The organism is Actinoplanes sp. NPDC026619 (genome assembly GCF_040638295.1).
In the GTDB taxonomy this organism is placed as follows: Bacteria; Actinomycetota; Actinomycetes; order Mycobacteriales; family Micromonosporaceae; genus Actinoplanes.
The window spans coordinates 93597-111833 of record NZ_JBEZYA010000030.1 but is presented as its reverse complement, the minus strand read 5'-3'; the positions used below and the strand labels follow the sequence as shown (position 1 = coordinate 111833).

Annotated in this window: 17 protein-coding genes; 10 read left to right on the top strand and 7 right to left on the bottom strand. The window is 71.8% G+C overall.

The genetic code is table 11. The annotated features are described in order from the left end of the window. The first annotated feature begins 146 nt into the window (after window positions 1-146). The 3 genes from AB0E90_RS42685 (at window position 147) to AB0E90_RS42675 (ending at window position 3592) form a co-directional block, all read left to right on the top strand. On the top strand, window positions 147-1004 hold the full coding sequence (locus AB0E90_RS42685; protein ID WP_360418041.1) for a bifunctional DNA primase/polymerase: 858 nt from the start codon (window positions 147-149) through the stop codon (window positions 1002-1004). Then, the gene (locus tag AB0E90_RS42680; RefSeq protein WP_360418040.1) at window positions 1001-1681 is read left to right on the top strand and encodes an activator of HSP90 ATPase; all 681 of its coding nucleotides are present in this window, start codon (window positions 1001-1003) and stop codon (window positions 1679-1681) included. The genes AB0E90_RS42685 and AB0E90_RS42680 overlap by 4 nt, the downstream gene beginning before the upstream one ends. A 117-nt stretch (window positions 1682-1798) precedes the next feature. After that, window positions 1799-3592 (top strand): SpoIIE family protein phosphatase, encoded by a 1794-nt coding sequence (locus AB0E90_RS42675; RefSeq protein ID WP_360418039.1) that lies wholly within the window; start codon window positions 1799-1801, stop codon window positions 3590-3592. Here the strand turns inward: AB0E90_RS42675 and AB0E90_RS42670 are convergent. The 3 genes from AB0E90_RS42670 to AB0E90_RS42660 are packed head-to-tail and all read right to left on the bottom strand — an operon-like array spanning window position 3576 to window position 6597. Beyond that, window positions 3576-4988 carry a hypothetical protein gene (locus tag AB0E90_RS42670; RefSeq protein ID WP_360418038.1) on the bottom strand — a complete coding sequence of 471 codons (1413 nt, stop codon included), beginning with the start codon at window positions 4986-4988 and terminating at the stop codon, window positions 3576-3578. The genes AB0E90_RS42675 and AB0E90_RS42670 overlap by 17 nt on opposite strands. Then, entirely contained in the window at window positions 4985-6037 is a 1053-nt protein-coding gene (locus AB0E90_RS42665; protein ID WP_360418037.1) for a hypothetical protein, read from the bottom strand. The genes AB0E90_RS42670 and AB0E90_RS42665 overlap by 4 nt, the downstream gene beginning before the upstream one ends. Beyond that, a complete protein-coding gene (locus AB0E90_RS42660; RefSeq protein ID WP_360418036.1) occupies window positions 6034-6597 on the bottom strand; it encodes a hypothetical protein in 564 nt (187 codons plus the stop codon). Before AB0E90_RS42660 ends, AB0E90_RS42665 begins: the two co-directional genes overlap by 4 nt. Before the next feature lie 153 nt (window positions 6598-6750). On the opposite strand from AB0E90_RS42660, the gene AB0E90_RS42655 reads away from it, so the two are divergent. Further along, window positions 6751-7038: a DUF427 domain-containing protein gene (locus AB0E90_RS42655; RefSeq protein WP_360418035.1), complete on the top strand. Its 288-nt coding sequence runs from the start codon at window positions 6751-6753 to the stop codon at window positions 7036-7038. Window positions 7039-7053: 15 nt separating this feature from the next. Here the strand turns inward: AB0E90_RS42655 and AB0E90_RS42650 are convergent, their stop codons facing one another. Next, window positions 7054-7386 carry a hypothetical protein gene (locus AB0E90_RS42650; RefSeq protein WP_360418034.1) on the bottom strand — a complete coding sequence of 111 codons (333 nt, stop codon included), beginning with the start codon at window positions 7384-7386 and terminating at the stop codon, window positions 7054-7056. A gap of 46 nt (window positions 7387-7432) precedes the next feature. Continuing rightward, on the bottom strand, window positions 7433-7837 hold the full coding sequence (locus AB0E90_RS42645; RefSeq protein WP_360418033.1) for a YbaB/EbfC family nucleoid-associated protein: 405 nt from the start codon (window positions 7835-7837) through the stop codon (window positions 7433-7435). A gap of 173 nt (window positions 7838-8010) precedes the next feature. Between AB0E90_RS42645 and fxsA the strand changes: the two genes are divergently transcribed. From fxsA to AB0E90_RS42630, 3 genes are read left to right on the top strand one after another with little or no spacing between them, the layout of a single operon-like run. Next, a complete protein-coding gene (gene fxsA / locus AB0E90_RS42640) occupies window positions 8011-8196 on the top strand; it encodes an FxSxx-COOH cyclophane-containing RiPP peptide (RefSeq protein WP_360418032.1) in 186 nt (61 codons plus the stop codon). A 27-nt stretch (window positions 8197-8223) separates the two neighbouring features. After that, window positions 8224-9654: an HEXXH motif-containing putative peptide modification protein gene (locus AB0E90_RS42635; protein ID WP_360418031.1), complete on the top strand. Its 1431-nt coding sequence runs from the start codon at window positions 8224-8226 to the stop codon at window positions 9652-9654. Window positions 9655-9685: 31 nt separating this feature from the next. Beyond that, window positions 9686-11374, top strand: coding sequence for a bifunctional diguanylate cyclase/phosphodiesterase (locus AB0E90_RS42630; protein ID WP_360418030.1), 1689 nt, complete (start codon window positions 9686-9688; stop codon window positions 11372-11374). On the opposite strand, the gene fxsT is transcribed toward AB0E90_RS42630, so the two are convergent. After that, window positions 11369-13789: an FxSxx-COOH system tetratricopeptide repeat protein gene (gene fxsT / locus AB0E90_RS42625; RefSeq protein WP_360418029.1), complete on the bottom strand. Its 2421-nt coding sequence runs from the start codon at window positions 13787-13789 to the stop codon at window positions 11369-11371. The two genes, AB0E90_RS42630 and fxsT, sit on opposite strands and share 6 nt — an antisense overlap. A 73-nt stretch (window positions 13790-13862) precedes the next feature. Here fxsT and AB0E90_RS42620 point away from each other — a divergent pair, with 73 nt between their 5' ends. Further along, window positions 13863-14180, top strand: a complete 318-nt coding sequence (locus AB0E90_RS42620; protein WP_360418028.1) for an STAS domain-containing protein — start codon at window positions 13863-13865, stop codon at window positions 14178-14180. On the opposite strand, the gene AB0E90_RS42615 is transcribed toward AB0E90_RS42620, so the two are convergent. Next, entirely contained in the window at window positions 14170-15477 is a 1308-nt protein-coding gene (locus tag AB0E90_RS42615; protein ID WP_360418027.1) for an MFS transporter, read from the bottom strand. The two genes, AB0E90_RS42620 and AB0E90_RS42615, sit on opposite strands and share 11 nt — an antisense overlap. 55 nt (window positions 15478-15532) lie before the next feature. Between AB0E90_RS42615 and AB0E90_RS42610 the strand changes: the two genes are divergently transcribed. Together AB0E90_RS42610 and AB0E90_RS42605 are read left to right on the top strand one after the other, a co-directional pair. Continuing rightward, entirely contained in the window at window positions 15533-16507 is a 975-nt protein-coding gene (locus AB0E90_RS42610; protein WP_360418026.1) for a helix-turn-helix domain-containing protein, read from the top strand. Between the two features lie 45 nt (window positions 16508-16552). Then, a complete protein-coding gene (locus tag AB0E90_RS42605; protein WP_360418025.1) occupies window positions 16553-18220 on the top strand; it encodes an ATPase, T2SS/T4P/T4SS family in 1668 nt (555 codons plus the stop codon). The last annotated feature ends 17 nt before the right edge of the window (window positions 18221-18237 follow it).

The following is an 18237-nucleotide window of genomic DNA, read 5'->3' as shown; positions in this document are numbered from 1 at the left end:
GCCATCAACGCCGGCATCCGCCTCATCCAACGCCGCGCCCACGGCTACGCCAACCTCGACAACCTCATCGAAATGATCCACCTCTGCCACGGCGGGTTATCCACAGAACTACCCACACCAACCCGCTAAATGGCACGCTTGTTCTAATGTCACTGACAGCCGCGTTGGCATACGCACGGCATGGCATCCCCGTCCTGCCGTTGCACACGCCTGACCTGCGCGGCTGTTCTTGCGACAGAGGAGCCCGATGCGAGCGACCCGGCAAACACCCCCGCCTGCGCCACGGCCTGACCGACGCCAGCACCGACCCGCGCCAGATCGAGATGTGGTGGGCCCGCTGGCCGTCGGCAAACATCGGCCTGCGGACCGGCATCGCGATGGACGTGGCCGACATCGACTCCGAAGAGGGCCGGCACGGCCTCACCCACCTGCTCGGCGGGTTCCTCCCGGCCGGCCCGCGGGTGCGCACGGGCGGCGGCGGGTGGCATCTCTGGTTCCGGCCGACCGGCTTCGGCAATCGCGTGCACCTGCTGCCGGGCCTCGACTGGCGCGGCGTGGGCGGTTACGTGGTGGCGCCGCCCTCCCGGCACGCCCGCGGCGGCGACTACCGGTGGGTCCGCCGGCCGGGTGACCACCTGCCCGCCGGCCCGGCCTCGCTGCTCGCACTGATCGAGGGCCCGCCACCGCCGTCGGCCCGGCACCGCCCGATCGCCCACCCCGACCGATACGCGACGGCCGCGCTGACGGCCGAGGCCGATCGGGTGGCGGCCGCGCCGGTGGGCAGCCGCAACGACACGCTCAACCGGGCCGCGTTCGCGCTGGGCCGGCTGGTCGGGGCGGGCCTGCTCGACCAGGGCGACGTGGTGCGCGAGCTCGACGCGGCCGCGCGCCGGGCCGGTCTGGGCCGGGCCGAGGTGCGGCGCACGATCCGGTCCGGGCTCACCGCGGGACGACGCATGCCGATCGATGCCGAGTCGGGGCGTACTCCACTATTGAGGGCATGACGGATCGACGAGGCTTGAAGCCTTACGACGTGGAGGTCGCGGTGGCGGCCGGGCGGGACGAGACCTGGGAGGCCGTCACCCAGCCGGCCGTGCTGCGCCAGTGGTTCGGCTGGGAGTACGACGGGCTCGGCGCGGAGATCCAGCAGATCTTCGTGGACCAGGCGGCTCTGCTCGCCCCGGAGCGGATGGGCTGGGCCGACGGGTCCTACCTCGAGGTCAGCGGCGGCGACGACCGCGCGACCGTGCGGGTGATCCGGGACGGCTCGGGGCCGACCGGGCCGGAACGCTACGACGCGATCGAGGAGGGCTGGCGGGCGTTCCTGGTGCAGCTGCGGTTCCTGCTCGACCGGCGGCCGACGGGGCGGCGGCGCACGCTCTACCTGACCGGCGAGACGACCGGCCGGCAGGCGCTGGCGCTGGCCGAGGGCGCGGGTGAGTGGCAGCAGTTCGGGCCGCGGGTGGCATGGACGGTCGACGGCGACGGCTTCCTGGTCGTGGTGTCCGCCCGGCTGCCGCTCGACGACCACGACGCGGGGCGGATGGAGGTGACGGTTTCGACGTACGGGTTGGACGACGCCGCGTTCGAGTCGCTGCGCGAGCAGTGGACGAAACGCTGGGCGCCCGCCGCGGCCGGCGCCGAGGTGACCACGGCGAACGACCCGTCGCCGGACAACTGAGGTCATACCCAGGATTTAGGCAGGTAGGAAGGGATGAACGGGGGGTCGATCCGAGGTTGCGGAGCCGGTAGCCTTGCGGAGCTGAAGCGGCCGGGGGGCGACGTGCTGCGGGGAGACTTGGTCGAGAAAGCTGCGGGTGGGGTTCTTGGAGACCCGGCTCGCCTGCGTGCGGTCGGGCGTCTTGGGCTCGGTCCGCGCGCCGACGTGGCCTTCGACCGGATCGCCGTTCTCGTCGAGCGCCTGGTCGACGCGCCGGTCGCGCTGGTTACCGTGCTGACCGCCGACCAGCAGTTCCTGCCCGGACAGATCGGGCTGCCGGAACCGCTGGCCACGGTGCGGGAGATGCCGCTCAGCCACTCGCTCAGCCGGCACGTGGTCGAGGCCGGCCGGATGATGATCGTCGAGGACATCCGGGTTGATCCGCTGATGCGGGACAACCGGGCCGTTCACGAACTGGGGGCGATCGCGTTCGTCGGCGTGCCTCTCACCGACTCGGACGGGCAGGTGCTGGGCACCCTCGCCGTCATGGACCGCGAGCCGCGCACCTGGACGGCCAGCGAGATCGCGCTCCTGGTCGACCTCGGCGAGGTCTGCTCCTCGGAGCTGCGGCTGCGCATCGCGCGGGAGATCGCCGACGAGGCGCGCCGGCATGCCGAGTCGGCGCACGACCAGCTCACCCTGCTGGGCGAGCTGACCGAGACCCTGTCGGCCACGATGGACATCGACGAGGCGCTCGGCCGGCTCGGCGAGATGGTGGCGGGCCGGCTCGCCGACTGGTGCGTGGTCGCGCTGGCCGAACCGTCCGGCATCCTGCGGCACGTGTCGGCGGCGCATTTCGACCCCGCGCACGCGCCCGAGACCGCTCGCCTCGCCCAGCTCGCCGCCGATGCGCCGCGCGAGATGAAATCCCTGGTCGCGGCCGTGCAGCGGGCGGCCGGCCCGATCCGCCGCGACATCGCCGACCCGAAATCGCTGGAAGCCCGGCTGAACACGGCGGAGATCGCCGAGATCGCCGCCCGGCTCGGTTTCGGCTCCTACCTGGTCGCCCCGGTGACCGCGCCGGTCGGCCGCCGCACCGTCGGCGTGCTGATGCTGGTCAACGGCGCCGCGCGAGGCCCGTTCGGCGAGGCCGAGGAGCGCACCGCCACCGAGATCGGCCGCCGGGCGGGGCTGGCTGTCGACAACAGCCGCCTCTACGGCCGGCAGCGCCACGTGGCCGAGGTCCTGCAGCACAGCATGCTGCCCCAACTGCCCGACATTCCCGGCATCGAGCTGCATGCCCGATACCTGCCGGCACAGGTCGGCGCGGCCGTGGGCGGCGACTGGTACGACGCTTTCCGCCAACCGGACGGCAGCGTCATGCTCGCGGTCGGCGACGTCTCCGGCCACGACATCGAGGCGGCGGCAACGATGGGCCAGGTCCGCAACCTGGTGCGGGGCGACGCCTACGGCCGCGATGACGAGCCCGGCCCGCTGCTGTCCCAACTGGACCGGGCGTTGCACGGCCTGAGCATGCCGGCCGCCGCCACCGCGGTCCTGGCCCGCCTCCGGAAGAACGAATCGGACTACGACCTGACCTTCTCCAACGCCGGCCACCCGCCGCCGGTCCTGCTCCGCCCGGACGGCGAGGTCGAGGTCTGGTGGGAGGAACCCGAGCCGCTGCTGGGGCTGGTCCCCCGGGACGACCGCAGCACCCACCGCCGCCGGCTCCTGCCCGGCTCGACGCTGCTGCTCTACACCGACGGCCTGGTCGAACACCCGAACAAGCTGATCGACGAGGGCATCCGCCGGATCCGGGTTGCCCTGCAGGACAACGCGACCCTCGCCACCGACGAGCTGTGCGCCCGCATTCTCAGCACCGCGACCCGCCGCGACGACGACATCGCGATGCTGGTCATTCGCCTGGGCTGAAGGGCTCCGGCGGGCCGCCATGGGTCCATGGGGTCTCGGCCGGCTCGGGGAAGGCCGCGCCGGGGCGGTAGGCCTCGCTCAACGTGGTCAGCAGGAGCTGTTCGCCGGCCAGCGGGACCGAGCCGGGTTCGGCCACCAGTTTGCGGCCCATGCCGCCGGACAGCTCCAGGAGCACGTCCCAACCGGACTCGGTGCGGGCGATCGAAATGACCTTGGCCTTCTGGGCGGGGCGGGCCGGGGAGGTCAGGTTCGCGCCCGGCTCGACCCGCACCGGCTCGGTGGTGGCGACCATGATCCGCGGGCGCAGGACCGGGCGCTTGCCGGTGTCGTCCACCCGGTCGGGGGCGGCCAGGGTCACCACGCCGACGAAGGCCGCGCCGGTCAGCCGGTATTCGGCCATCACCAGCGGGTCGTCGAAGGCCCGCTGAACGGCGTATCGGGCGGCCGCGTTCTCCAGGCGCTGCAGGCGGGCGGCGGCGGCCACCGCGCCGTCGCGGCGGGGTTGCGGAACGCCGCTCTCGGCCAGGTGCTCCACAAAGGAGGAGTACGCGTCCCGGTCACCGTCCCAGCGCAGCGCCACCCGGTCGCCGGGCGGCAGCGTGCGCAGCAGCGACAGCACCCGCCACATCTGCTGCCAGGCCGGGAGCAGCAGGTCGTGCAGCACGGCCGGCAGGGACGGATCGCTATCGGAGATCAGCGGGGCCAGCACCCGGTTGTCGAAGTCGGGGTCGGTGGCCGGGCCGGCCACCGGGCCCGACTCGGCCTCGCGGGCCGCGGCCGCACCCGATTCGATCCACGCCAACTGGGCCGCCAGGTGGGCGTCCTCGGCGCCGCTCTGCCCGCTCGCCCAGTGCAGGCCCAGCGCCTGCACCGCATTGAGCAGCAGCGACGAGCCGGGCACCTCGGACGCGCCGGCCAGGAACGTCAGCCACTGGCCGAGCAGCGGCACGGTCGGCGGCACCGGGTGATCGCCGTCCACCCGCCGGAACCGGGTCGAGCGGCCGAACAACCGCAGGAAGTCGATGCCGCCCGTGTTCGGCACCCAGATCTGCGGGGCGTCGACGTAGCGGTGCCGCACGTCCCGCCCGCGGTCCACCGCCACCGCCTCGGTCTCGCCCGCGAACGACGTCAGGTAGGGCACCAACTCGGCGGCGAGGGTCGCGGCGAAGGCGAAGCGCTCCGCCCGGTTGCGGGGCTGCGCCACGAACAGCAGGCGGGGGCGGTCGGGTGAGGTGCCGAGCATGGCCGCGAGCGGAGCGTTCGCCTCGCCGGCCATCGCCAGCGGGATCAGCACCAACGGGTGGTCGTGCACGTGCAGGTGGCGCACGGTGGCGATGGGCTGCGCCCGGCCGGCCGCGAAGGCCTGCGCCCGAGCCAGGGCAACGAGCGTGCTCATCCGTCGGAGCGACTGGACGAAAGGCCGAGGGCCTCTCGGCGCAAGCGGGCCGCGGTGCGCAACAGAATCGCTGCCTCGGTCTGCTTCGGGGTCGGCGCAGCCGCGCCGGTCGACAGGGCCAGCGCCTGCTCGACCGTGTCGACGCCGCCGAGGGACTCGCGCACCGAGCGACCGAGCGACGCCGTCGTCCCCGCCGCCTCGTCGCGGCAATAAATCGACATCTCACACGAAGAAAGACATTCAGGAACGTAGCGGGCAGAAACCTCGGACAACGACTCGATCAGCACGGCGGGCGGCAGGGCAAGGTCGAACGACACCGAGTCGGGCAGGGCGTCGATCAGCGCCGAGACCGACGACAGGCGAGAGAGCTGACGGCGCAGCGTGGAGAGCTGTTTGCGCACGTCCAGCACGACCGCGACCGGCTGCAGCGAGAAATTCTCGGGACAGACCAGCACCACCTCGTGGCTGACCCGGTCCGCGCCGAGCAGCTCGCGCAGGGCGAGAACGTAGACCGCTGCCTGCACCGCCGCCGCCGCGACCTTGGCCGAGTCGGCCTGGCCGTCGACGATCGCGAACGACTTGATCTCGACGACCCGCAGGCGGCCCTCGCTCTGGAAGGCGATCAGGTCGGGCTCGAGATAGACCGTCTGGCCGGCGATCGACAGGGTGAGCAGCGGATGGTCGATCAGCGCCGATGTCGCCGACGCCAGCAGCTCCCGGGTGCGCCCGTGCCGGGCGCCGAGCGTGTCGTCCGCGTCCTCGCCGAGATCCTGATAGCCGACGACCCCGACGTCCAGCACCGACCGCAGCAACTCGCAATCGTCCGCCTTCAGCATCGCCTCGAACGCGTTGCCCCGGGCCAGCGCAAACCGCGACTGCCCGAAATTTCCGGCAAAACCGATCCGGGTGGCGAGGGCGACCTTGTCGACGCCGGCCGCGTCCAGCACCGAGCGCCGGGCGCAGCCGGGATTGCCGGTCAGCGCCGCCAGAGTTCGCGCATTGTGCCTCTTCGCCGGGCCCGGACCGCGCAGCCGATCTATCCGGTTCACTCCGGTCCTCGCTGGTGGGGCACGCTCGGCAGGCCGAAGAGCTGCTGCCGCGGGTCGAGCCGGGCGGCCCGCGACACGGCTTCCGCCCGGAGTTCCGCCTCCGCCGCGATCGACGCGATGAGCTGCGGCGACGTCAGCGCCGCACGCGCCGCGTCGGCCAGATCAACTGCTTCCGCCCCATCCGGTACGCGATGAGCCAGCTCCCGCAGGAGCCGGGCCGCGGCCTGCCCCGGGCGCATCGCCGCGAACTCGGCCACCCGAACGATCATGGCCAGCTCGTCGGCCCGCCGCTGGGCGGGGGTGACGATGCGCCGGTCGAGCGGCCACGTGGCCAGCGCGACCAGGCCGGGAACCACGCTCAGCTCGAGCCCGAGGGCCGCGCACAACCCGCCCGCCGCCCCGCCCCGCATCAGCTGGGCCAGGCCGGCCATCGAGAGGTCGCCGTCGAAGAACGCCATGTGCACGTCGACCACAAGCCGGGCGCCGGCGGGCACGCCGAGCAGGAGCAGCGCGTGGCGTGCCTGCTCACCGGTGGTCGGTAGCGTGCTCAGATGGTTCACCGGGCCGCTCTCGGATCGGGGGTCTGGCGGGATTGACTCTAGATCTTCTTACACTGACGCCACAATGTGGGGACGATCGCTACGTTTCACCCACGATAGCGATATACGTTCGCATATCGGACGTCGAACGCGGCGCGCGCTACGTTCGGACGTATGCCGAAGGCCATCTGGAACGACGAAGTTATCGCGGAGAGCGACGACACCGTGGTTGTCGAGGGCAACTATTACTTCCCACGCACGTCAGTGCGCGACGAAGTGCTGCTGCCCTCGGAAACCCACAGCGTCTGCCCCTGGAAGGGCAAGGCGTCGTATTACTCGCTCTCATCGAACGGGCACCTCGCCCCCGACGCGGTCTGGTTCTACCCGGAGCCCAAGCCGGATGCCAAGGCCGTACGAGACCGGGTGGCCTTCCGAAACAAAGAAGTCCGAGTAGAAGCCTGACCATGTGAGGCCCGCTCACGCGATGCGCGGGTGGGCCTCCTCGATCGCGGACACCTCGAGGTAATCGAGCATGTCCCGCCGTTCCTCCGAGTCGAGTGCGCCGAACGCCTCGTACGCCGCCTGCCGGGAGTGCTCCGTCTCGGCCGCGAGCAGCGCGATTATCCCCGACCAGGCCAATGAGACCCGATCGAAGAGCCGCGCCTTCCGCAGCGACGACAGCCTGCTCAGCATCGCCACCTTGGTGGCCGCGTCGTCGTCGAGCGCGATCCGGTCACAGAGCTCGAACAGCGCCTTCCCCCGGTAGGGGTGCTCCGCCTCGACCATGCGGGCCAGATCGGCATTGCTCATCTGATCGACCGCGGGGGCCGGGCCACGCCGGGGAAGCTGCGGGAAATCACCGGGCACGGCTGTCCCTGCCACTCTCGAAGCCGTTGCCGGGCGCCTGCTGCGGCAGGGTCGGCACGTTCTGGAACGACGGGAACGGCATCACCGGCATGGCCGGCTGCTCCGGCTCGGCGCGGATCAGCGTGTCGAGCATCGCGCGACCGACCTCGGTGTCGGCCCCGACGGTTTCCTCGACAGTCACCGCCACCTCCTGATTCAACGATGCTTGAGCGCGGCGCATGGTCCGCAGGATCTCGTTCGAGAGCGTTGCGGCACTCAACCGCTGCGCGCGGTCGTCGAGCTGCAACTCGGTCACGACACCGGACCCGGCCACGGTCACCGTGACCACACCGTCGTCGCCGGTCGCGGACGCGCTGAGCGCCGCGAGCCGATCCGCGAGATTTCCACCCGGCACAGTTTTGTCCTCCGTTGCCGACTTTCATGCTGTTGGCGTCCTATGAGATCACGGGTACGCAACGACGGCATCTGTACCCGGCCGGACGTCGCCCGGGCACCACCCGCTTCGGCGACCACCGTAACCTCAAGGCAATACATTGATTGACACCGCCAACCGGGAGAGAGGGTGTCGTGGACCGGACCACCGAGGACGGCACCGCCGAATGGCGCTCGCCCATGGTCGATGTCTCCGGCCTGTCCCTCGACGAGCTGGCCGCTCAGGAGGGTGACTCGGCCCTGGTCAGGGCGATGCGCCGACTGTCCGCCGAGCGCACCGAGCCCAGCGAGCCGATCGCCGGCTTCAACTCGGCGCTGTGAGTTCCGGGCCCGATGAGGACCGGCGCCATGAAGACCTTTCGGCTGACTGACACCGCCTTCGGGGAGCTCGCCGCCGGCCGCCCGTCGCCCGCCACCGTCGGCGTCCTGCGCCGGGCGCAGGCCAGCCGCCATCTGCTTCTGCTGAGCGAGATCCGCAAGCTGGGCGGCCCCATCCCCGACCCCCTCCAGCTGTACGACCCGATGGCCGCGCTGCACACCTCGGTGAGCCTGGCGGCACTCCGCGCGGGCGCCGCTCCCCCATCGGCCCGGGTCGCCGCCGGTCATCTGCTGACCGCCACCCACGACGGCCGGACGCTCCGGGTGCGCCTGGAGGACACCGACCCGCTCCGCTCGCACCTGGGCCTGGCACCTTCCCGACAGCTCACGCCGGAGGAGGTGGCGCAGTGGCAGCGCCTGCTCTCCTCGGCGTGGGAGCTCCTGACCATCCGCCATCGGTCGGCGGCCGAGGTGCTGGCCGCGACCCTGCGGGTGATCGTGCCGGTGGAGCCCGACCCCGGCTCGAACGGCCTGAGCGCCACCTCGGCCGAGGCGTTCGGCGCGGTGGCCATCTCCACCCCCGCCGACCCGCGCTCGTTCGCGGTGGGCCTGCTGCACGAGTGCCAGCACAGCCTGCTTAACGCCATCGGCACCCTGTTCGACCTGGTCGCCTCGGGTGGCGCACGGGTCTGTTCGCCGTGGCGCGACGATCCGCGCCCGCTGTCCGGCCTGTTGCACGGCGCCTACGCCTACCAGTCGGTGACCCGCTTCTGGCGCACCGAGGCCGCCGCCCGGATCCCGCTCCAGCGATCGGGCCCGGGCGCCTCCGGAGCTCGGCCGGCAGGTGGCGGGCCGGCGGAGCTTCGGGGGCGACTCGCCGAGTTCGAGTTCGCCCGCTGGCGCCCCGCCGTCGGCTCGGCCGCGGAGACCCTGCTGGCCAGCGGTCGTCTCACCGCCCCCGGCACCCGGTTGGCGCAGGTCATGCGCGACGAGATGGCCGGCTGGGCGGGCGACGCCGTCGAGCCCCGGGTGGCCTGGCTCGCCGCCGCCGCCAACGCCGAGCACACCGCCCGGTGGCGGCTGAGCAACCTGGTCGTCGGCGCGGACACCGTGGCCGAGCTGGTGGCCGCCTGGCAGCAGGGCCGGCCACCGCCGGCGGGCGTGGCGGCCGAGCTCCGGCCGAGCGCCGGGCGGCGGTTGGCGAGCAGCGAGCGCCTCACACTCGTGCACCGGGCGCTGCGCGAGGGCGGCGACGACCCCTACCTGCACGACGAGGCCGGGACTCCGCGGGCCGCGTACACAAATGATGATCTTGATCGTTGGTCCGGAATGGCCGTCCGGTCGTCGCACGAGGCGCTCCGCGAGCGCCCCGAACTGGTCCGGGCCGTGTGGCTGGCGCTGGGAAAAGTCGGACTGGACGAGGTCGCCGCCTGGCTCAGTGGATCGCTCATGTCCGCCTGACGCCGACCGATGGAAGGCCCGGAGGTGAGGCATGAGCCCCGGCAAGATCCTGGATCGGCTCCGGCACGGCGTCGACGACATCATGATCTTCGCGTCGCTCATGGTGCTCGCGTGGCCGGTGGTGTTCGGCCGGCTCACCGCGGACGGCGCCCGAGCGATCGACTGGTTGCTGCCGCTCGCCGGCGTGCTGATCCTCGGCTTCGCCATCGCCAAGCTCGCCGATCGCTGGCCGCTCGCTCAATACGCACCGGTCGCCGCCGCCATCGTGCTGGCCGCGATCCTGCACGCCGGCAAGAAGGGCGCCGAGGAGGGTCTCGTCTGGCTGATCATCGTGGTGGCCGGCATGATCCTGCTGCGGCAGTTCCTCGGCACGCACACCAACGAGGGCCTGATGCGCGACCTCACCCGGCAGCGCGCGATCCTGGCCCGCCAGGCCTACCGTGACCCGCTCACCGGGCTCGGCAACCGGGCCATGTTCATGGACCACTCCCGCGACGCGCTGGCCGACGCGGACGGCACGATGACCGCGATGATCCTGCTCGACCTGGACGGGTTCAAGGGTGTCAACGACACCTACGGGCACGCGGCCGGCGACGAGTTGCTGCGGGTCGCCGCCGAGCGGATCAACGCGAACGTGCGGGCCAACGACACCGTCTCCCGGCTGGGCGGCGACGAGTTCGTGGTGCTGCTCCCCCGGCTCGCCGACGACCTGATCGCCGACACCGTCGCCAACCGCATCCTGCGCGACCTGCTGCAGCCGCTGGTGGTCGAGGACGTCGTGCTGACCATCCGGGCCAGCGCCGGCATCGCGATCACCCGCGGCGGCCACGACGTGGACGGCATCCTGCGGGAGGCCGACGAGGCGCTCTACCAGGCCAAGGCCGACGGCAAGGGCGTCGCCCGCCGGTTCGACCCGGCCCGGTTCGCCGAGGCCGCCAAGCGCCGCAGCGACGAGCAGGAACTGTGGCAGGCGCTCGCCGAGCAGCAGTTCGAGGTGCACTACCAGCCGATCGTCGACCTGGCCGGCGAGCACACCGTCGGCGTCGAGGCCCTCGTCCGCTGGCAGCACCCGGAGCGCGGGCTGCTCCCGCCGGGCGCGTTCCTCGACCTGGCCGAGGAGCTGGGCATGATGCCCGAACTCGGCCGCTGGATCCTCGAGGAGGCCTGCACCCAGGCCGTCGGGTGGCAGCGGGACAGCCCCGGCTTCGAGCTGAACGTCAACCTGTCCGTCTCGCAGCTGGCCAACCCGCACCTGACCGACGAGGTCCGGTCGGTGCTGGAGCGCACCGGGATGCCGCCGCACCTACTGGTGCTGGAGCTGACCGAGACGATGGCGCTGACCGACCTGGACGAGTCGGCCCGGGTGCTGAGCTCGCTGAAGACCCTCGGCGTGCGGATCGCGCTCGACGACTTCGGCACCGGCTTCTCGTCGCTGAGCCACCTGGGCGCGCTGCCCGTCGACGTGGTGAAGATCGACCGCTCGTTCGTGCAGGCGATGCCGGAGAACCCGACCGGCGCGTCGGTGGCCGAGGCGGTGCTGCAGATCGCCCGCACGTTCGGGCTGTCGCCGGTGGCCGAGGGCGTCGAGGACGAGGCGCAGGCGGCCCGGCTGCGCGACCTGGACTGCGCGCAGGCGCAGGGTTACCACTTCGCCCGGCCGATGCCCGCGGCCGACCTCACCGACCTGCTGACCCAGCAAATCTTCGAAAAAAGCCTATAGCGGAGGCAGGTCGAGGTCGGTCTCCAGGCGCTCGCCGGCGGCCACCCGCAGGAGAGCCGGATGGCCCTCGCCGTACGCCTTGGCCAGGGCGACCGTCGCCTGGTGCCGGGCCTCCTCGTCGCCGCCGTCGAGCACCGCGTTCCAGCCGCAGGCCAGGGTGTCCGGGTGTTCGGCGCCGCGCACCAGCGCGGACCGCTGCCAGGTGTCGGTGGCGATCTGCTGGGCCTCCTGCCGCTCGCCCAGCCCGAACAGATCGATGGCGTAGCCGTTCGCGCAGGCCAGCGTGAACGGGTGGTCGGTGCCGACACTGCGCCGCAGGCCGTGCAGCGCCTCCTGGTCGATCCGGCGGGCCTCGGCGGGCCGCCCGGTGCCCCGCACCACCCCGGCCAGCCCGGCCGAGGCGGCGAGCGTGAACGGGTGATCGTCGCCGAGCACCGAGTGGTAGCGGATCACCGCTCGTTCGAGCAGCTCGTGGGCCCGGTCGAGATCGCCGCCGGAGCGGGCCGCGTTGGCCAGCGTCACCACCGCGGCGAGCGTCTCCACGTGCAGGTCGCCGAAGCGGCGGCGGGTCAGCGTCGCGGTCGTCTCGGCCAGCACCAGGCCGTCGGCCAGCCCGCGGCGGCGGGCCGCCATGGCCGCGACCCGGGCCGCCCACAGCGCGAACGGGTGGTCCTCAGGAACGTCGCCGCGGACGGCGGCCAGCACCTCGCCGGTGCCCGCGTAGTCGCCCAGCCCGAACAGGTCGAAGGCCAGCCCGGCCCGGGACGACAGGATCTCCGGGTGGCCGTCGGCGAGAATCGCCTGGCGCTGCCGCAGGGTCTGCTCGTCGATCGTGCGGGCGCCCCGGAAGTCGCCGAGCAGGCGCAGGTCGGCGGCGAGGTTGTTGGCGCAGCGCAGCGCGGTCGGGAAGCCCTCACCGAACAACCGGCGGTAACGCACCAGGTTGTCACCGTCGAGCTGGCGGGCCTGCCCGAAGTGGCCGCGGATGCGCAGGTCGGCGCCGACCGAGTTGGCGGTGGCCAGGGTGGTCTCGTCGCCGCCGCCGAGCACCTCGCGCTGGGCACGCAGGGTCTGCTCGTTCAGCACCCGCGCCTCGGCCGTGCGGCCCACCGCACGCAACGCGTTGGCCAGGTGGAACGAGGCGAGCAGGGTCTGCTCGTCGTGCTCGCCGAGGGTGTCGCGCCAGCGGGCCACCGCGGCGGCGGCCAGCGCGCGGCTGGAGTCGAAGTCGCCGGCCGCGTAGTGGTGCCGCACGCAATTGATCACCAGCTGGCGGATCTCCTCGGTGCCGGCGCCGAGCACGTCGGAGTGGATCAGGTGCGGGGTGAGCTCGGCGTAGCGCGGGTGACTGCCCGGATCGTCGGGGTCGCCGGGGTCGGCCGCGGCCAGCATGCCCCGCACGGTGGACAGCAGCATGCCGTGCCGCTCGGAGCTGAGGCCCTGGCCGAGCATGCCGCGCACCAGCGGGTGCACGATCAGGCGCTCGCCGGGCGGGTCGAGCTCGGCCAGACCATAACGACCGATCAGGCGCAGCGCCGCCTTGAGCCGCCGCTCGATGCCGACCGTGCGGGCCAGCTCGGCCGGCAGCGGCAGCATCCGGGCGCCCCAGAGCAGCCGCCAGGAGACCGGCGCGTTGCCCAGGAAGGCGCACAGCTCGAGCAGTTGGTAGGCGGCGGGCGCGTGCGCCCGCAGCGCGTCAGCGGCCAGCCCCCAGGCCACCCGGATCGGGCTGGGGAAGGCCAGCTCCTCGCCGAGCGTCTCGTAACGCTGCAGGTAGTCGGCGACGGACCAGCCGGTCGCCGCGCGGACCGCGGCGGACAGATCAAGGGCCATCGGCACATCGGCGAGGCGGCTCGCCAGCCGCTCGGCGTCCGGCACCGGCAGATCAGGGGTACGTCGTTTCAGCAGGTCGACGCTGTCCGCGCGGTCGAAGACGCCGACCGGCATCGACTGGGCCACCTCGGCCGGCCAGCGCGGGTTGCGGCTGGTGATCAGCACGTGCCCGGCCCCGCTCGGCAGGTATGACTTGATTTCTTCGGGCCGGTTGGCGTCGTCGAAGACCACCAGCCAGTTCCGGAACGGCTCGCCCCGGCTCAGGGCGTCGCGGACCGCGGCCAGCGTGCGGTTCATGTCGCCGGTCTCGGCCAGCCCGAGTCGCTGGGCCAGGCCGATCAGCGCGGCCCGGGTGCCCGCGGACTGCTCAGCGGGGATCCACCACACCAGGTCGTACGTTTCGGCGTAACGGTAGACATATTCCACCGCCAACTGGGTACGTCCCGTTCCGCCCAGCGGATTTTCCTCGCCGGGCAGCAGAACGACCGGGCCGGTCGCCAACCGGCTCCGCAACCGGGCCAGGAGCTCCTCACGACCCACGAAGCGGGGGTTCCGCGACGGCAGACCGCCCAGGATCGGCACACCACGCTCCTCACGTGTTTGGTGATGCCGATTACCGTACGTGGAACCATGACGACTGTGGAAGAAGGACCCGTTGCCTGACGAGATCGTGACGAATCTCGACCGCGACGCCGACACCATCACCGTGACCCTTACCGGCGAGGTTGACGTGCTCACCGTCGACCAGGTCCGAGTCGCCCTGGAGGAGGCCCTGGCTGGGCGTCCTCGCGAGATCGTGGTCGAACTGCGCGAGCTGACCTTCATCGATTCGACCGGCCTGGGCGCGCTGATCTTCGGTTTCCAGCGCGCCCGCGACGCGAACATGCGCTTCCGGCTCGCCCACCCGAACCGCACGGTTCATCAGATCCTGATGCTGAGCGGCCTGCTCGAGGTCGTCGAGGTCACGCTGTAGCCGGTTCGTTGACGAGGCCGATGCCCGGCGCGATCGGCTTGAGCCGCTTGCCGGCGAAGAGCATCAGGCTCAGCAGACTGGCCAGGATGGCGAGGGCGCCCGCGCCGTACCACGCCGCGTTGTAGGTGCCGAGCTGGTCGCGGAGCAGGCCGGCGGTGGTGGCCGCGATCGCCGCGCCGAACTGGTGCGAGGCGAAGACCCAGCCGAACACGACCGGGCCGGAGGCGCCGAAGTACTCCCGGCACAGGGTCACGGTCGGCGGCACGGTGGCCACCCAGTCGAGGCCGTAGAACAGGATGAACACCACCATGCTCGGGTGCGCGGTCGCGGCGAACAGCGACGGCAGCACCAGCAGCGACAGGCCCCGGCCGAAGTAGTAGATGCCGAGCAGCACCCGGCTGTCGACGCGGTCGGTGAGCCAGCCGGAGACGATCGTGCCGGCGATGTCGAAGAAACCGACCAGGGCGAGCAGGCTCGCCGCGGTGGTCTCGGTCATGCCGTGGTCGTGCGCGGCCGGGATGAAGTGGGTGCCGACCAGGCCGTTGGTGGTGGCGCCGCAGATCGCGAAACCACCGGCGAGCAGCCAGAACGGCCGGGTCTTCGCGGCCTGCCGCAGAGCGCGTAAGGCGGTGCGGGCGGCCCCCGCCGGAGCTATCGGCTTGGGTTCCTCGTATTCGCCGCCGAATGCGCCGAGGCCCAGCTCGGCCGGGTGATCGCGCAGCCGCCACCCGACCAGGGGCACGACCAGCAGCGCCACCCCGGCCACGGTCAGGGCCGCGACCCGCCAGCCCTGGCTCTCGGTGAGCCGGGCCAGCACCGGCAGGAAGACCAGGTTGCCGGCCGCGCCGCCGGCCGTCAGCACGCCGGTGACCAGGCCGCGGTGCTTGACGAACCAGCGGTTGGTGATGACCGCGACGAAGCCGAGCGCCATCGAGCCGGTGCCCAGCCCGACCAGCACGCCCCAGCAGAGGATGAGCTGCCAGCTCTGCCGCATGAAGACGGTCAGGCCGGAGCCCGCGCTCACCAGCACCAGGGCCGCCATGATCACGCGGCGAATGCCGAACCTCTCCATCAGCGCCGCCGCGAACGGGGCGGTCAGGCCGTAGAGCAGCAGGTTGACCGAGACGGCCGCCGAGATCGTGCCGAGCGACCAGCCGAACTCGTCATGCAGCGGGCGGATCATGACGGACGGGGTGGCCCGGAACCCGGCCGCGCCGACCAGGGCGACGAAGGCGATGACGGCCACGAACCAGGCCGGATGAATGCGGTACGTCTTCTGCACGTTCCGATCCTCCATTCTCACAGCCGGAAGGACGAGTGGCCGGAAGGCCATCATGCGCAAGAATTGGGCCATGAAGCATCTCGTCGCCGAACTCGTACTCGACGGTGTCGTCGGCTTCGACCTCGGCACCCCGCCGCAGGTCTTCAACGCCGCCCGCCGCTCCGACCTGGAGCGCTATTACCGCGTGCACGTCTGCGGCGCCGGCCCGGTCCGCAGCACCGGCGGCTTCACCGTCATCCCCGACTACGGTCTCGACGAGCTGGCCCGAGCCGACACCGTGATCGTCCCTGGCATCGGCCGCGGCGGCCCGCTCACCGACGGCACGCTCGATCCTTCCGTAAAAGACGCGCTGCGGGCCGCCCACGAGCGCGGCGCCCGGATCGTCTCGATCTGCACCGGCGCCTCGGTGCTCGCCGCCGCCGGGCTGCTCGACGGTCGCCCGGCCGCCACCCACTGGGCCTGGGCGGGCGAGATCGCCCCGCTCTATCCGCAGGTCAACTGGAACTTCGACGTCCTGTTCGTGGACGATGGCGACATCCTCACCTCGGCCGGCGTGGGCGCCGGCGTCGACCTCTGCCTGCACATCGTGCGCAACGACCACGGCACCGAGGTGGCCAACCGGGCCGCCCGCCGCTGCGTGGTGCCGCCGTTCCGGGAGGGTGGCCAGGCGCAGTACATCGAGCGCCCGGTGCCGTCGAGCGCGGGCATCGGCACCGAGCCGACCCGGAACTGGGCGCTCGACCGGCTGGCCGAGCCGGTCACCCTGGAGGGCATGGCGGCGCACGCGCGGATGAGCGTGCGCACGTTCACCCGGCGGTTCCGCGACGAGACCGGCCTGAGCCCGCGGCAGTGGCTGCTGCGCCAGCGGGTCGCCCACGCTCAGCTTCTGCTGGAGTCGACCGATCTCGGTATCGAGACGGTTGCCCGCCGGTCCGGCCTGGGCAGCGCCACCGCGCTCCGGCAGCACATGCAGTCCACGATCGGGGTGGCGCCCAGCGCGTACCGCAAGACGTTCCGGCCGGTGCCGCTCAGTTCAACCCACTGACGTCCGATATGAGAGACAAGACCGAATTGTCTCCCTGAGGACGCAATGGATCAGACGTTCCGACCGCTGCTCGACGCGCTCAAGCAGATCGGTATAGACGCGCGCGCCGTCGACGCTGCCGCGGAGGAGGCGCAGCGCAGCGGCCGGTCGGTGCGCGCCGTCCTGATCAACGACAACGTGGTCACCGAGGAACAGCTGACCGCGGCCGCGGCGATGGCGTACGGCATCAACACGCTCGACCTGGCCGCCGTCACTCCCGACCCGCAGGCGCTCAAGCGCATCCCGCTCTCGGTGGTGTTGCGGCACCGGGTGCTCGGCATCTCGATCTCCGACGGCGAGCTGGTGGTCGGCGTCACCGACCCCGGCGACGTGGTGGCGCTCGACGACGTCCGGGCCGCCACCGGCATGAGCCTGCGGCCGGTGATGGTGGCCCGCTCCGAGGTCCGCCGGATCATCGAACGGCTCCAGCGTGAGTCCAGCGACCTGGGCGAGATCGCCGAGGACGACCTCGACGACCAGGCCGGGATGGCCGCCCAGTCATCGACGGTGGATGACGCGCCGATCGTCCGCTACGTGAACAACCTGATCGAGCAGGCGGTCATGAACCGCGCCTCCGACCTGCACCTCGAGCCGACCGAGGACGACATGCGGGTGCGCTACCGGATCGACGGCGTGCTGCACGAGGTCGACCTGGTGCCGAAGGGCGTGATGGCCGCCCTCACCTCCCGCGTCAAGATCATGTCGGGCGTCGACATCACCGAGAAGCGGGTGCCGCAGAACGGCCGGATCACCACGCTGATCCGGGGCCGGCCGGTCGACCTGCGTACCGCCACGCTGCCCACGGTGTGGGGCGAGAAGATCGTCCTGCGGGTGCTCGACACCGGCGGCATCGACCTGGACATGAACAAGCTCGGTTTCACCGAGCACAACCTCTCACGCTTCTCCGAGTCGTTCAGCAAGCCGCACGGCATGGTGCTGGTCACCGGCCCCACCGGCTCCGGAAAATCGACCACGCTCTACGCGACGCTCGGCAAGATCAGCAAGCCGGAGATCAACGTGATCACCGTCGAGGACCCGGTCGAGTACCGCCTGCGCGGGGTCAATCAGGTGCAGGTGAACGTGAAGGCCGGCCTGACCTTCGCGGCCGTGCTGCCGGCCATCCTGCGGTCCGACCCGGACGTGGTGCTGATCGGTGAGATCCGGGACAGCCACACCGCCCAGATCGCGGTCGAGGCGTCGCTCACCGGCCACCTGGTGCTCTCCACGCTGCACACCAACGACGCGCCCGGCGCGGTCACCCGGCTCACCGAGATGGGCATCGAGCCGTTCCTGGTCGGTTCGTCGCTCGACTGCGTGCTCGCCCAGCGCCTTTCCCGACGGCTCTGCGACTGGTGCAAGGAGGCCTACACCCCGAGCGAGGAGGAGCTGGTCGGCGCCCGCTGGCCGTTCGAGGACCTGGTCGTGCCGGAGGCGCTCTACCGTCCGATGGGCTGCCGCAACTGCGCCAACACCGGTTACCGCGGCCGGCTCGCGATCCACGAGGTCATGCCGATCTCACCGGAGATCGAGTCGCTCACCATCCGCCGTGCCTCGTCCAACGAGATCCGCGAGGTGGCCCTCGACCAGGGCATGTACGACCTGCGGGCGGACGGCCTGGCCAAGGCGGCCGGCGGTCTCACCTCGGTTCGCGAGATCTCCCGGGTGGCCATCTAGGCCGCGCAGCATACCCC

Excerpts from the sequence above, each read along its gene's own strand:
- AB0E90_RS42655 (WP_360418035.1), top strand. The coding sequence starts at position 6,751 with ATGCCGAAGGCCATCTGGAACGACGAAGTTATCGCGGAGAGCGACGAC.
- AB0E90_RS42635 (WP_360418031.1), top strand. The coding sequence starts at position 8,224 with ATGAAGACCTTTCGGCTGACTGACACCGCCTTCGGGGAGCTCGCCGCC.
- AB0E90_RS42605 (WP_360418025.1), top strand. The coding sequence starts at position 16,553 with ATGGATCAGACGTTCCGACCGCTGCTCGACGCGCTCAAGCAGATCGGT.
- AB0E90_RS42630 (WP_360418030.1), top strand. The coding sequence starts at position 9,686 with ATGAGCCCCGGCAAGATCCTGGATCGGCTCCGGCACGGCGTCGACGAC.
- AB0E90_RS42615 (WP_360418027.1), bottom strand. The coding sequence starts at position 15,477 with ATGGAGGATCGGAACGTGCAGAAGACGTACCGCATTCATCCGGCCTGG.
- AB0E90_RS42650 (WP_360418034.1), bottom strand. The coding sequence starts at position 7,386 with ATGAGCAATGCCGATCTGGCCCGCATGGTCGAGGCGGAGCACCCCTAC.
- AB0E90_RS42685 (WP_360418041.1), top strand. The coding sequence starts at position 147 with ATGTCACTGACAGCCGCGTTGGCATACGCACGGCATGGCATCCCCGTC.
- AB0E90_RS42670 (WP_360418038.1), bottom strand. The coding sequence starts at position 4,988 with ATGAGCACGCTCGTTGCCCTGGCTCGGGCGCAGGCCTTCGCGGCCGGC.
- AB0E90_RS42610 (WP_360418026.1), top strand. The coding sequence starts at position 15,533 with ATGAAGCATCTCGTCGCCGAACTCGTACTCGACGGTGTCGTCGGCTTC.
- AB0E90_RS42680 (WP_360418040.1), top strand. The coding sequence starts at position 1,001 with ATGACGGATCGACGAGGCTTGAAGCCTTACGACGTGGAGGTCGCGGTG.